Source organism: Skermania sp. ID1734 (genome assembly GCF_007489285.1).
Taxonomy (GTDB): domain Bacteria; phylum Actinomycetota; class Actinomycetes; order Mycobacteriales; family Mycobacteriaceae; genus ID1734.
Map to the genome: position 1 here is coordinate 161,826 of NZ_VLIY01000010.1, position 13,851 is coordinate 175,676.

At 64.5% G+C, this 13,851-nt stretch carries 14 protein-coding genes; 3 read left to right on the forward strand and 11 right to left on the reverse strand.

Annotated features, from left to right (window positions below; translation table 11 throughout):
• Window positions 1-4 precede the first annotated feature (4 nt).
• On the reverse strand, window positions 5-331 hold the full coding sequence (locus FOS14_RS14250) for a hypothetical protein (RefSeq protein ID WP_143771465.1): 327 nt from the start codon (window positions 329-331) through the stop codon (window positions 5-7).
• A gap of 467 nt (window positions 332-798) precedes the next feature.
• Here FOS14_RS14250 and FOS14_RS14255 point away from each other — a divergent pair, with 467 nt between their 5' ends.
• The 3 genes from FOS14_RS14255 (at window position 799) to FOS14_RS14265 (ending at window position 3,477) form a co-directional block, all read left to right on the forward strand.
• Window positions 799-1,308: a phenylacetaldoxime dehydratase family protein gene (locus tag FOS14_RS14255; RefSeq protein ID WP_143771466.1), complete on the forward strand. Its 510-nt coding sequence runs from the start codon at window positions 799-801 to the stop codon at window positions 1,306-1,308.
• Between the two features lie 17 nt (window positions 1,309-1,325).
• Window positions 1,326-2,933 carry an FAD-dependent monooxygenase gene (locus tag FOS14_RS14260; RefSeq protein WP_143771467.1) on the forward strand — a complete coding sequence of 536 codons (1,608 nt, stop codon included), beginning with the start codon at window positions 1,326-1,328 and terminating at the stop codon, window positions 2,931-2,933.
• A gap of 112 nt (window positions 2,934-3,045) precedes the next feature.
• On the forward strand, window positions 3,046-3,477 hold the full coding sequence (locus FOS14_RS14265) for an SPW repeat protein (protein WP_143771468.1): 432 nt from the start codon (window positions 3,046-3,048) through the stop codon (window positions 3,475-3,477).
• 49 nt (window positions 3,478-3,526) lie between these two features.
• Here FOS14_RS14265 and FOS14_RS14270 read toward each other — a convergent pair whose 3' ends face one another.
• From FOS14_RS14270 to trpC, 10 genes are all read right to left on the reverse strand, one after another.
• Window positions 3,527-3,910: a hypothetical protein gene (locus FOS14_RS14270; RefSeq protein WP_143771469.1), complete on the reverse strand. Its 384-nt coding sequence runs from the start codon at window positions 3,908-3,910 to the stop codon at window positions 3,527-3,529.
• Between the two features lie 99 nt (window positions 3,911-4,009).
• A complete protein-coding gene (locus FOS14_RS14275) occupies window positions 4,010-4,876 on the reverse strand; it encodes an endonuclease domain-containing protein (protein ID WP_143771470.1) in 867 nt (288 codons plus the stop codon).
• 143 nt (window positions 4,877-5,019) lie between these two features.
• Window positions 5,020-6,873, reverse strand: coding sequence for an ABC transporter ATP-binding protein/permease (locus FOS14_RS14280; RefSeq protein ID WP_143771471.1), 1,854 nt, complete (start codon window positions 6,871-6,873; stop codon window positions 5,020-5,022).
• Between the two features lie 48 nt (window positions 6,874-6,921).
• Window positions 6,922-7,803: an acyl-CoA thioesterase II gene (locus FOS14_RS14285; protein ID WP_143771472.1), complete on the reverse strand. Its 882-nt coding sequence runs from the start codon at window positions 7,801-7,803 to the stop codon at window positions 6,922-6,924.
• A 2-nt stretch (window positions 7,804-7,805) separates the two neighbouring features.
• Entirely contained in the window at window positions 7,806-9,224 is a 1,419-nt protein-coding gene (pyk, locus tag FOS14_RS14290) for a pyruvate kinase (RefSeq protein ID WP_143771473.1), read from the reverse strand.
• A gap of 56 nt (window positions 9,225-9,280) precedes the next feature.
• Entirely contained in the window at window positions 9,281-9,850 is a 570-nt protein-coding gene (locus FOS14_RS14295; RefSeq protein ID WP_143771474.1) for a TM2 domain-containing protein, read from the reverse strand.
• A 24-nt stretch (window positions 9,851-9,874) separates the two neighbouring features.
• Window positions 9,875-10,855, reverse strand: a complete 981-nt coding sequence (gene lgt, locus FOS14_RS14300) for a prolipoprotein diacylglyceryl transferase (protein ID WP_143771475.1) — start codon at window positions 10,853-10,855, stop codon at window positions 9,875-9,877.
• The gene (gene trpA / locus FOS14_RS14305; RefSeq protein ID WP_143771476.1) at window positions 10,852-11,646 is read right to left on the reverse strand and encodes a tryptophan synthase subunit alpha; all 795 of its coding nucleotides are present in this window, start codon (window positions 11,644-11,646) and stop codon (window positions 10,852-10,854) included. The genes lgt and trpA overlap by 4 nt, the downstream gene beginning before the upstream one ends.
• A 64-nt stretch (window positions 11,647-11,710) precedes the next feature.
• Window positions 11,711-13,003 (reverse strand): tryptophan synthase subunit beta, encoded by a 1,293-nt coding sequence (gene trpB, locus FOS14_RS14310; RefSeq protein WP_143771533.1) that lies wholly within the window; start codon window positions 13,001-13,003, stop codon window positions 11,711-11,713.
• Entirely contained in the window at window positions 13,000-13,809 is an 810-nt protein-coding gene (gene trpC / locus FOS14_RS14315; protein WP_143771477.1) for an indole-3-glycerol phosphate synthase TrpC, read from the reverse strand. Before trpC ends, trpB begins: the two co-directional genes overlap by 4 nt.
• Window positions 13,810-13,851 lie beyond the last annotated feature (42 nt).

Sequence of the window (13,851 nt, forward strand, 5' to 3'; positions counted from 1 at the left end):
TTTGTTAGCTCGTCGGATCGAGGCAGAGCACCACGTTGTGATCCTGATTCTCGACCCAGGCCTGGTCCCCGCACGCAGCGGAATTCGTCGTGCGGCTGACCACCTGGTAGTTGGCCGCTGAACTGCCGCAGGAGGCCGGCTCCACGGTCACCGACGAATTGCCGTCGGATTGGGTAGCGCCGAACTGCACGTTCAGACAGCTACCGACCTGCGCGTTGACGATCGCGTTGCTGGTTGTGTCGGCACTGGCCAGGCCCGCACCGAGAACGGCAGCGGCCGCCGTCGCGGCGAAGACACCGGCTGCGAGACGAGGGCGAGAGATTGCGAACATTGCTGGTCCTTTTGGGGTAGGGGTTGGACCAGCTCAGATTCGGGCCGAGTTCTTGCGGAATTCTCGGCAAATTCTTGTCGTTGTTGTCGGACGAGACGGCCGGCCGGGCCGTACGCGCGTCGTTAGCCGACGCGGGCCGTGCCCCGGCGCCGCCGATCTCGTGGTTGTCAGCTGAGGCTGGTACCGGTGCCCGTTCCGGTGCCGGTGCCGGTGCTGTTCATGATTCCCATGACGTCTTGGACGACCTTCAGGATGTCGGTCAAGGTTTGCATCGCAACTCACTTTCGTTGATGACGAGCTGGTTCGGCTCGGTCAGGACGCTAAATGCCGCAGTTCCGATAGGCCGCCGCGACACTGGCGTCGCGTCCGATCGGATGCCAAGTCGATACCCAACGGAAATCAGCGGGCGGCAAGCTGCCGTGGCCCGCGTATCGTTGGTTTTCATAGTCCGACGGCGGAGGTCACTGATGCGCGTGCAGCGAGTGACAGCGGATCTGTCGGCCTATCCCGACCTGGTGGTCATCTACCTCGGTATGCGCGTGCACAAGCCGCGCGGGATCCTGCGACTGCTCGGCCTCGGCCCGCAGCTGTACAAGTCCCACAACGACTGCCCCGATGGCTTGCTGCTGCACGAGGACGTCGTGTGGTCACTGTTTCCGCCGCACTGGGGCGCCCGCCAATATTGGCGGGATCTGGAGAGCCTCGAACGCTGGACGCGCTCGGACCCACACCGGCAATGGTGGCAGAAGTTTCTGAAAGACTCTGGTGGCACCGGCTTTTGGCACGAAGCGTACTTCCTGCGCGGCGGTATCGACGCCGTGTACGACGACATGGCCAAGCCGACCGGCCTGGCCAGATTCGCCACCCAGATTCCAGCGCGCGGCGCAATGTTCTCCACCCGCAGGCGCGTCCGCAACGAAGCACCGACCGTCGAACCGGTCCTGACCGAATCAGAGCTGTACAACGAAACGAGCTGAGCGACAGGCGGTTACCCATGATGGACACCGAAGTTCTCGTTGTCGGAGCCGGCCCGGTGGGCTTGTCAGCCGCGATCGAACTCACTCGACGGGGAGTGGCGTGCCGCATCATCGATCCGCTACTGCACCCACCGCAATACGCCAAGGCCGTTGGCATCCAGCCCCGCACGCTCGAAGTGTTCGAAAGCATGGGGGTGGTGGACAAGATCCTGGACGCAGCCGTGGAGATGCGCGGTCAACTCGTCTATGTCAACGGCACCGAGGTCGCCCGCTTGGACTTGCGACTTCCCGAGGACGTGCCCTTTCGCTTCATCGGACTGCCGCAATACGCCACCGAACGCGTATTGGCCGAACATCTTGCGTCGCTGGGTGTCACGGTCGAGCGTGGCACCCGGTTGCTCAGCTTCAGCTATGACGTCAACGGCGTCACGGCCGTGCTGGCCACCGACTCGGGCGATACGACGGCCACGGCTGGCTACCTCGTCGGTTGCGATGGCGCGCACAGCGTGGTGCGGAAGGGTCTCGGGTTGACCTTCGAAGGCGGCGCATTCACCGAGCAGTACATGCTCGGAGACGTGGAGGTCGACTGGTCGATGCCGCGCGGCTACGGGATCAGATCGATGCACCAAACCGACGGCGTCACCGACGATTTGCTTGTGTGCATCCCGCTTCCTGGGCATCGTCGCTACCGGATGTCGATGCTCGTTCCCGACGACCTGGCCACTGACGCGCCCGCCCCCGGGACGGTCGCGCACGGCTTCGAGGGCGAGCGCAAACCGACGCTCGCCCACATTCAGGCGGTGCTGGATAGGCTTTCGCCGCAGCCGGTGCAAGCGTCGAACCTGCGCTGGTCGTCGGTGTTCCGGATCAGCCACCGACTGGTCGACAGTTACGGGCGTGGGCGGGTTTTCGTCGCGGGCGACGCCGCGCACATCCACCCGCCGACGGGCGCACAGGGCATGAACACCGGCATTCAGGATGCGCACAATCTGGCGTGGAAACTCGCTCTCGCGGTGCGGGGATTCGCCGCCGACGACCTGTTGGAGAGCTATAACGCTGAGCGGCATCCGATCGGCGAGGAGGTCGTCGGTCGCACGGTGCGAAGCGCACGCCAAGGCATCGGTGCGGACTCCAGCGACCCCGATTTCGTCATGCGCCGCGAGGCGCAGTTGCTGCTCGACTACGGCGACAGCCCGATCATCAGCGGCGACGACCATCGCCTACTCGGTCGCCGGGCGCCCGACGCCACCGGGCTGACTCGCCCGGCTGTGTCGTTTGGGCTGCGACTGTTAGCCCTCCTCGACAGTCGGCACCACACGCTGCTGTGTTACCTCGATGCCCCTTCCAAGGCAGCCATCGCCGCGCTAGAACAGTTTGCTGCACAGGCGGATTCGCTCTCGCATGGCCAGCTGCAGCCGATTCTGATAGCGGGCTCGGACACCGACGTCGACAGCGAAATTCCGGTAATCATCGATGCCGCAGGAACTTTCGCGCAAGCCTATGACGCCGCGGACGGCGCCGTGTACCTGATCCGACCAGACGGTTACGTCGGACACGTCAGCGCAGCACACTTTGAGCAAACTGCAGATGGAGTTGCCCGTTACCTGAAGTCGATCTTCCGCTGATCCTCCGACAAAGGGTGGCGATTCGCCTACTAGCAGGGTCTTTGCGAACGGAATATCATTAATTAGAGAGGGTAAGTGTGCCTCTCCACCGTATCTAGGAGGTGAGTGCATTATGTCGACAGCGAACCTGCCGCCTATTGAGAAGCATCCGGATATTGCCGCGCTTCGGGACCGTTATGATGCGGTCGCCGTCACCCCGGTCGGGCAGTTTACCGACACCCTGACCTTGATGGCGGGCCTCTACGTCGCCGTGTCACCATGGATCGTCGGATTCCACGGCACGACGTCGCTGATGATGAACGATCTCATCGCAGGTCTGGCGGTAGCGATCCTGGCAATCGGTTTCGGCTCGGCCAATGGTCGGTTCCATGGTCTCGCCGGAGCTGTTCCGCTGCTGGGCATCTGGATGATTATCTGCCCATGGGTAATCTCCGGCGTATCGGTAACGGCGGGAATGGCATGGTCGAATGTCGTCGGTGGAGCCGTTGTCCTGCTGCTCGGACTCGGCGTCGCCGGACTGGGGATGATGCCACACCGCAGGTGACATCGCCGATATCTGTGAGGGGACGGTCTTCGCACCGCCCCCTCGCGCATTATTGGGCGCGCATGACCATGCACTGCGCGGGCAACGGACCCGGCCCGATCGACCGGGCGACCACATCACGCACGGAGTCAGGGGAAAAGCGCGGGAAGGCAATACGAGCGCTGGAGTCTCCCGGCGGCACGGTAGCCGTCTGGTTTTGCGTGTCAGTGGCCGAGCTGACCGTCACCGTCACACTGGCGGGGCCGTTCTCGAACAGCGTCACCAGAATTCCCGGGCCGTCGGACGCCGCCCGCCAGCCATTTGCGGCCGGGCACATCATCATTGGCTCGTCGGACGTGTCGTGCGGGTCTGCCCAGGCCATCGCCTGGTCAGCGAGCGCCGAACCCAGCACCACCCCGGCACAGATTGCGGCCCCTGCCCACCACCTGTTCATGACGACAGAGTGCATGTCCAAGCGCTCGGCGTCAATGTTTGCCTTTGCGACGAGATGATGGATAGGTAGAGGGCCACTCGCAAAACGTCTCCGTATCCATCAGTTCACCGGAGCTCCCGCCGCTCGCAGCGCCGCGCGCACCCGAGCGACGAGGATGTGCGGGCGCCGTCGGAGCAGGTCGGCGTCCACGCGCACGATTCGCCAGCCCATGGCTTCGAGCGCGGCCGTTCGCTCGATGTCATGAGACCGCTGACGAGGATCGGTCCAATGCTGAGCACCGTCGTATTCGACGATGACCTTCCAGCGTTGCCAGCCGAGATCGGCCCGGGCGATGACGTCACCGTAGTCGTCGCGGATCAGCAGCTGAGTGGTCGGAGCGGGTAATCCGGCTTCGATGAGGACGAGCCGTGTATAGGTCTCCTGCGGCGACTCCGCTCCGCCGTCGATCAAGGGCAGCACGGTACGAAGTTTCACGATGCCCCGCGCGCCGGGATATCGCATCGCTATTGCGTCCACATCAATGGCCTTCAAGCCGGTCGCGTTGCTGAGTGCGTCGATTGTGGCGACGGCGCGGCGCGGCGGCAAACGCCGGCCGAGGTCGAACGCCGTACGAGCGGGCGTCGTGGCTCGAAGGGTTTCATCGACCTCGTCGTCGTTTAGTCGGTCGCCGCGGATGATCAGGCCTTTCGGCGCGCCGAGAAACCCCTCGCGGACGATCTCTGGCATCGCATCGTCCGCGATCCACTTGGTGCCATGCACGGCTGCAGCGGACAGTCCGACGAGTACGGCATTGGCGCCACCGAACAGCAATGCCGCCCGCGAACGTAGCTTGAGGTCAAGCTCTATGCCCTTGCGCAGGTATACGTCTCGGAAGATGCGCTGATAGTCGCAGCGCAGGTCGTGGCGCGTCAGTCGGCCGTTCGCAATTGCGGCTGAGCCCAGAAACGGCGTGTCGAATTCCCCCATGGCACTCAGCGTCGCGCATACCGAGGCTTCAGCTCCGTCTCAAGGCCGAAGTTATCCACAGCCGGAGGGGCTAGTTCGGGTTATCCACACCCTTTGAAATTATGGATACGTAGACGTTTTGCGAGTGCCCGCCTACCTAACCATCAACTCGACGCACGTACGGGCGCCAACTGCCAACTGCCGTCCCCGTCGAGTTCCAGGCGCTGGGTGTGGTGCTGATCCACGGTGCTGCGATGTGCGACGCTGACGAGCATCGTCTCCGGCGTCTCCTCCCGCACCAGCTTGTACAGCGAATACTCGAGGCCTTCGTCGACGGCCGAGGTCGCCTCGTCCAGGAACGCCAGCTTCGGCTTGATCAACAGGATGCGTGCGAACGCGACGCGCTGCTGCTCCCCCGGCGACAGGATCTTGGCCCAATCGGCGTCCTCATCCAACCGATTGACCAGGTGGCCGAGATGCACCTTCTCGAGGGTCGACTTGAGGGTCTCGTCGTCGATCTCGTCTGGTTTCGCCGGGTACGCGACCGCCGTGCGCAGGTCGCCGAGCGGCAGATACGGAATCTGGGAAAGAAACAGGGTCTCGTTACCCTCGGGACGCCGTATCTCACCCTCGCCGTAGGGCCACATCTGCGCCAGGCTGCGCAGCAAGGTGGTCTTGCCGCTGCCGGAACGACCCTTCACCACGAGTGCTTCACCGGGGGTCAGGCGCAGGGACAGATCATCGATCAGCACCTCACCGTCGGGTCGGCGCACGTCTACGCTGTCGATCTCGAGCGCACCCTCGAGGTCGGACCGGCTCAGCTGCGGCAGTTCCCGAGACTGCTCGCTGGCCGTCATCAATCCGTCGAGACGAATCAGCGACGCTCGATACGCGGTGAACGTGTCGTAGTTCTCCCGGAAGAACGACAGCGAGTCGTGGATCTGACCGAATGCCGTGGCGCTCTGCTGAATGTCACCGAGCGTGATCGCACCCTTGAAGAACCGCGGCGCCTGGATGATCCAGGGGAACACCACCGCGGTCTGATCCACGGCCAGGTTCCAGCCGCTGAACTTCAACGTCCGGTAGACGATTCGCCAGTAGCTGCCGATCACCTCGCCGAAGCGGCCCAACAGCCCCCTCCGTTCCACGCCCTCACCGCGGTAGAACGCGATGTTCTCGGCGCTGTCGCGCACCCGCACGAGCGCGTAGCGGAAGTTTGCCGTCATGCGCTGGTAGAGGAAGTTCAGGCTGATCAACGGCCGGCCGATCCAGAACGCGATCACCGTGGCAACAAGCACGTAAGCCAGCACCAGGAACATCATCGCCCGCGGAATGGTGAGACCGAAGAAGGTCAGCGGCCCGGACAGATCCCACAGAATCCGGGTGAACGAAACGACCGTGACCACCGCGGACACGCCACCCATCGACAGCGTGCGGGTGTACTGGACGTAGTTGGTGATGTCCTCTTGGATTCGCTGGTCCGGGTTGTCGATGGTCATGTCGACGAACCGGCCGCGGTAGTAGGCACGGCCCTTGAGCCAGTCGGTGGTGACGTGCTCGGTAAGCCACAGTCGCCAGCGAATGTCGAACGCCTGCCCGATGTAGTAGTCAAGCAGCGAGCGCACCACGTGAATGGTGGCCAGGATGGAGAACACGATCATCGAGTGCCAGAACGCCGCTTCGGCGGCATGCAGGGTGGCGGCGTCGTGCTGGGAAAAGGCTTGCGCCACATACTGAACCGCGGTGAACATGTCGTTGCTCTGGTAGGAGAACAACACGTTCATCCGGACGCTCCACACCGCCATGAAAACCAGGACGGCAACGAACAGGATGGTCCGCCAACCGCCCGGACCGACGAAGTAGCCCCGGCTGATCCGCCAGAACTGCCGTCCCCACTTGGTCAGCGACAGCAGCGCCACGGCGGCGACCGTGAAGCACACAGCGGTGATCCCGAACGCAATCGCCAGCCACTTCAGGCTCTCGAATATTTCGTTGCCCCAGTCTCTGGAGGCGTCCATGTTTTCACCTATCGGGTCGATCAGTCGTGCGCAGAAAGCCCGCGCAGTCTAGCGCGCCCGCTTCGGAAAGTGCCGGATCAGACCCTCTTGGACCACGGTGGCGAGCAGTTCGCCGTCGCGGGAGAAGTACCGACCGGTGGCGAGTCCGCGTGAGCCTGCCGCGACCGGGGACTCGGTGGCGTACAGCGCCCAGTCATCGAATCGGAAGGGGCGATGAACCCACATCGAGTGGTTGACGGTGGCCGCCACGATCCGGTCGTGTCCCCAGGAAAGGCCGTGGGTGGTGATGATCGAGTCGAGCACGGTGGTGTCCGACGAGTAGCCCATGGTGGCGATGTGGATCAGTGGATCCTCGGGCAGTTCGCCGTCAGCGCGCATCCAGACCCGATTGTGGGTCAGCGTCTCCCCCGCGTCCTTCATGATCCAGGCCGGGTCGTTGGCGTAGCGCATGTCGATCGGCTTGAGCGCGTTGACGAACATCTGCAGCTTTTCTTCGTAGCCGACGAAGTGATCGCCCAAGGGCGGCAACGCTTCCGGGTACGGCACGACGGGCACTGCGACCGCGTGCTCGAGACCCTTGGTCCAGTCCTGAAACGCGGCGAGCATGACGAACAGTTCGTGACCGTTCTGGTAAGCGGTGACCATCCGGTTGGCGAACGCCCGGCCGTCCCGCTGGCGAGCAACCCGATACTCGATGTCCGCCTTGACATCTCCACCGCGAATGAAGTGCGCGTTCAGCGCATGCAAGGGCCGGCCCTCGCCCACCGTCCGTCCGGCCGCCACGATCGCCTGCGAAATAAGTTGGCCGCCAAAGGTTCTACTGCCCACCTGCGCCGGATGCTTGCCGACGAACAGGTCTTCGTCGGTCTGCGACAGATCGAGCAGGTCCAGCAGGATGGACAGGTCGGTCTTATGGCCAGCCGCCGTCACGGTCAGTGGTCCTCTTCCCCGATGCGATGGATGTGAATCAAGTTGGTCGACCCTACTGTGCCGGGCGGGGAACCGGCGACGATGACGACGAGATCGCCCTTCACGTAGCGATTGAGGGTGAGCAGCGACGTGTCGACCTGCCGGATCATGGCGTCGGTGGTGTCCACCCGAGGCACCAGGAAAGTTTCGGTGCCCCACGTGAGCGCGAGTTGGCTACGCACCTCCGGTAGCGGGGTGAACGCGAGTAGCGGTAGCGGCGTGTGCAACCGGGCGAGTCGGCGCACCGTGTCGCCTGACTGGGTGAACGCGACCAAGGCCTTCGCGTTGAGCCGTTCGCCGATGTCGCGGGCCGCATAGGAGATGACGCCGCGCTTGGTGCGCGGCACGTGCGTCAGCGGTGGCACCTGCGTCGACTCGTTTTCCACGGCCTCGACGATGCGGGCCATCGTGCGCACCGTCTCCATCGGATACTTGCCCACCGACGTCTCGCCCGACAGCATCACCGCGTCCGCGCCGTCGAGTACAGCGTTGGCCACGTCCGATGCCTCGGCGCGGGTGGGTCGCGAATTCTCGATCATCGAATCGAGCATCTGGGTCGCGACGATGACCGGCTTGGCGTTTTCCCTCGCAATCTGGATCGCGCGCTTCTGCACCAGCGGCACCTGCTCGAGCGGCAGTTCGACACCCAGATCGCCGCGGGCCACCATGATCGCATCGAACGCGAGCACCACGGCTTCCAAATTGTCCACGGCCTCAGGCTTTTCCAGCTTGGCGATCACCGGTACCCGACGACCCACCCGGTCCATCACCTCGTGCACCAGCTCGACGTCGGCGGGCGACCGCACGAACGACAGCGCGATGAAGTCGACGCCGAGCTCCAACGCGAATTCCAGGTCCTCGATGTCCTTTTCGGACAACGCCGGAACCGACACGTCCATCCCCGGCAGCGAGACGCCCTTGTTGTTGCTGACCGGACCGCCCTCGGTAACACGGCACACCACGTCGTTGCCGTCGACCGCCTCCACCGTCAGTCCGACCTTGCCGTCGTCGACGAGCAGTCGGTCACCGGGCTTGGCGTCGTGCGCGAGTTGCTTGTAGGTCGTGGAAACCCGGTCGTGGGTGCCTTCACAGTCGTCGACAGTGATGCGGACCTGTTCACCGTTCGCCCACTCGGTGGCGCCGTCGGCGAATCGTCCGAGCCGTATCTTGGGGCCCTGCAGATCGGCTAGCACACCGACGGCACGGCCGGTGTGATCCGACGCTGCGCGCACGCGCCGGTACGCCGCCTCGTGGTCGGAGTGTGAGCCATGGCTGAAATTCAGTCTGGCAACGTCCATTCCACTCTGAACGAGATCGCGGACGCGATCATCGGTGCCGGTAGCAGGGCCGAGCGTGCAAACGATCTTCGTTCGTCGGGTCACCCGGAAGAGCCTAGTAGTTCAGTCGCGCAGTGTCAGACTTCCGTGACTTCACAAGTTCAGTCGCGTAGCGGCCTTCCGTACTTGTCTCGGACATTGCCGGTCAGCATCATGATGCCGTCGATCAGTGGCCAAATGCCGCCGATTCCACACGTCAACCAGGTGACCGCGATCTGCGCGATCGCGATTCCCGGCTGGTCGAGATAGAACCGCCCGGCGCCGAACGCACCCAGGAAGATCTCGAGCAGGCCGGCGGTGACCTTCTGCTTGTCCGAGAGCGGTTCACCCGTCAGTGGGTGACGTCCGTACGGCGCGGTGGGATCGTTCGGCTGGTAGCCGTATTGCGGGTAGCCGTACGGGTATTGCGGTTGTGCCGAGGTGCCGTAACTCTGATAGTTGGGCCCGGTGCCCGGCGCGCCGTAGGAAGGCTGCCCGTACTGGGGTGCGTCGTAGCCCTGACTGGTCGGATAGGGCTGGGTGGGGTTGTACGGGGTGTACGGCCCAGCGGTCGGATACGCCTCGGTCGGAGAGGACGGCGCGGTCGAGTCGTAGTCGAACGGAGTTCCCGTGGTGTCGGCGGTCGGGTCGACGGGACGCGAATTGTCGTATTTATCTGAATGATCGGTCATCGCAGCTCCGTTCGCGACGGCTGGCTAGTCGGTGTTCGCCGTCTGAACTTCGGCAGCATTCTCGGGATCTCCGGTGGAATCAGGTTCGTCCTTCTCGGAGTCGAGTGCGACGTCAGCACCGTCTACCGCGTCCGGGGTCCGCGGCTTCGGGCGCAACTCCTCGGGAGCCTCCCGGCCCTTCTTGGCGAAGATAAAATAGGCCATCGCCAGCACGAACACGATCGCCGAAACATACGAGTTCACCCGGATGCCGAAGATGTGGGTGGCGTAGTCGTCGCGCATCAACTCGATCCAGAACCTGCCAAAGCAGTAGCCCGCGACGTACAGCGCGAAGAGCCGGCCGTGGCCGATTTTGAACCTCTTGTCCACCAGCACCAACAGCGCGACGATCAGCAGGTTCCACAGCAGCTCGTACAGGAACGTGGGGTGCACGATCTTTTCCACCACACCGGTGGACACGCCGTTGAGCGCGTCGGCCGAGCCGCTGGAGTTCACGCGCTCGTAGATTTTCAGGCCCCACGGCAGGTCCGTCTGGCGACCGTACAGTTCCTGGTTGAAGTAGTTGCCCAACCGGCCGATGGCCTGGGCCAGCAAGATCGGCGGAGCGATCGCATCGCCGAGGGCCGCGAGCGGGATACCGCGAACCCGGCATCCGATCCACGCACCGAGGGCACCGAGTAGCACCGCACCCCAGATGCCGAGACCGCCCTCCCAGATCTTCAACGCGTCGATCGGCCGGCCGTTCGCGCCGAAGTACGTCGACCAGTCGGTGATCACGTGATAGAGCCGACCACCGATCAGGCCGAACGGAACGGCCCAGATCGCGATGTCGAGAACCGTGCCTTCCTCGCCGCCGCGCGCCTTCCAGCGTTTCTCACCCCAGTAGATGGCGACGATGATCCCGACGATGATGCACAGCGCATACGCGCGCACCGGAATCGGGCCGAGATACCACACCCCCTGCGGCGGGCTGGGGATGTAGGCGAGAAACTGCGTCGTGGTCACGAAGCAACGGTAGCCGAGCGCACACCGCTGGCGAGTTCGGAGGTCAGCGCGCGTACCGCTGCTATGCCCTGCCCCGCCGCAGTGACCAGTGCAGACCCGACGATGACGCCGTCGGCAAAGCCAGCGATCTCCGCAGCCTGCGCACCCGAGCGCACGCCGAGACCGACACCGACCGGGATATCGGAGTGCGCACGAACTCGGGCGGTCAGTTCTGGCGCAGCGCTCGACACCGCATCGCGGGCACCGGTAACGCCCATCGTCGACGCCGCGTAGACGAAACCCCGACTGGCGTGGATGGTTTTGACCAGCCGCTCCTCGGTCGAGGACGGCGCCACCAGAAAGATCCGGTCCAGATCGTGTCCTTCGGACGCCGCGAACCACTCGTCGGCTTCCTCCGGGATGAGGTTCGGCGTGATCAGGCCAAGCCCGCCCGCGTTGGCAAGATCGCGGGAAAATGCGTCAACGCCGTACTGCAGCACCGGGTTCCAGTAGGTCATGACCACGGACTTGCCGCCCGCTGCCGCGATCGCCTCGACCACGGTGAACACGTCACGGACCCGGACGCCGTTGCGCAATGCCTCTTCAGCGGCCGCCTGGATGGTGGGGCCGTCCATCACCGGGTCGGAGTAGGCGATGCCGACTTCAATGATGTCGCAACCTGATTCGACCATCGCCCGAACCGCGTCGATCGAACCTTCGAGCGTCGGGTAGCCGGCGGGCAGGTAGCCGATGAGGGCAGCCCGGTGCTCGGCGCGGGCAGCGGCAAAAGTGGGGGCAAGGCGGGAGGTCACTGCGCCTCCTGTGTCTTGCGGGACACCCGCACCCGGTCGGCACCAATGAACGAACGATTCTCGTTCATCGTGCCTCCTCGCTGTCGATCAGCCCGAACCATTTCGCCGCAGTGTCCATGTCCTTGTCCCCTCGGCCGGACAGGTTCACCAGAATGATCGCGCCCTCACCCAGTTCCTTACCGAGCTGCAGCGCGCCCGCCACCGCGTGCGCCGACTCGATCGCCGGGATGATGCCCTCCTTGCGGCTGAGCAGCAGCAGCGCGTCCATCGCTTCGGTGTCGGTGATCGGGCGGTACTCGGCGCGCCCAATGTCCTTGAGGTAGGCGTGTTCCGGGCCCACGCCCGGATAGTCCAGTCCAGCTGAAATCGAATGCGATTCGATGGTCTGTCCGTCGGAATCCTGCAACAGGTACGAGTACGCGCCTTGGAATGCGCCCGGCGTGCCGCCAGTGAAGGTCGCCGCGTGCCGCCCGGTATATACACCATCGCCGCCGGCCTCGAACCCGACGAGCCGCACCTCCGGGTCATCGATGAACGCGTGGAAGATGCCGATCGCGTTGGAACCCCCGCCGACGCAGGCGGTCACCGCATCGGGCAGCCGCCCGGTCTGCGCCAAAACTTGTTGCCGCGCCTCCAACCCGATGATGCGCTGGAAGTCGCGCACCAGCATCGGAAACGGGTGCGGGCCCGCCGCCGTGCCGAAGCAGTAGTAGGTGTTGTGCGCGTTGGTGACCCAGTCGCGCAACGCCTCGTTGATCGCGTCCTTGAGCGTGCGGGATCCGGATTCCACCGAAATGACCTCCGCACCCAGCAGTCGCATGCGGGCCACATTGAGTGCCTGGCGGACCGTGTCGACGGCGCCCATATAGATGATGCACTCGAGCCCGAGCAGCGCACATGCCGTGGCGGTCGCGACGCCGTGCTGGCCAGCGCCGGTCTCGGCGATGATCCGCGACTTACCCATGCGCTTGGCGAGCAGCGCTTGCCCGAGCACATTGTTGATTTTGTGCGAACCGGTGTGGTTGAGATCTTCGCGCTTGAGCAGAATCCGGGCGCCGCCGGCGTCTTCCCACAATCGCGTCGTCTCGAAAACCGGCGAGGGCCGGCCGGTGTAGTCGCGCTGTAACCGGTCGAGTTCGTTGAGGAAACCGTCGTCGACGCGCGCCTTCTCGTACTCGGCGGTGACCTCCTCGATGACCGCCATCAACGCCTCCGGCACGTGCCGGCCGCCGTAGCGGCCGAAGTGGCCACCGGTGTCCGGCTCATGCCCGCTGAGTTCGGCGATGCCCGCGCTGGTGCGCGGCAGCGATCGGCCCCTGGCGTCGAGCGCCTTCGCGTCGAGAATCGGGTCCGTCATCGGGCCGGCTTCGGACACGATGGGTGAGTACCTGCGGCGACCAGGTCCGCGACCGCGGTGCGCGGACTACCGCTGGTCACCAAGCCCTCGCCGACCAGCACCGCGTCGGCCCCGGCGCCGGCGTAGGCATGCAGATCGGCGGTACCGCGGACACCCGACTCGGCGACCTTGATGATGTCGGTGGGCAGCCCCGGCGCGATGCGGGCGAACACATCCCGATCTACCTCAAGCGTCTTCAGGTTGCGAGCGTTCACACCGATGACGGTGGCCCCGGCGTCGAGCGCGCGGTCGGCCTCTTCTTCCGTATGCACCTCGACCAGTGCGGTCATGCCGAGAGATTCCGTGCGGTCCAGCAGTCCGGACAATGTCTGCTGCTCGAGCGCGGCAACGATGAGCAAGATGACGTCGGCACCGTGAGCACGGGCCTCGTGAATCTGGTACGGACCGATGATGAAGTCCTTGCGCAAGATCGGAATGCTGACCGCCTTGCGCACCGCGTCGAGGTCCGCGAGCGATCCACCGAACCGGCGCCCCTCGGTGAGCACGCTGATCATCCGCGCGCCGCCCTCTTCATAAGCGGTGGCCAGCTGCGCGGGATCACCGATCTCGGCAAGGTGCCCCTTGGACGGGCTGGAGCGCTTGACCTCCGCTATCACGCCGATGCCGGGTTCCCGCAGTGCCGCGACGGCGTCCAACGCCGGTGGAGCCGCGGTGGCCGCCTTCTTGATCGCCGCGAAATCGATAGTCGCCTCGCGTGCCGCGACGTCGGCGCGGACCCCATCAAGAATCGACTCGAGTACGGTCATCCTGGCCCGAATCCTTTCTGGATGTCCCTGCCGCAACCGCAG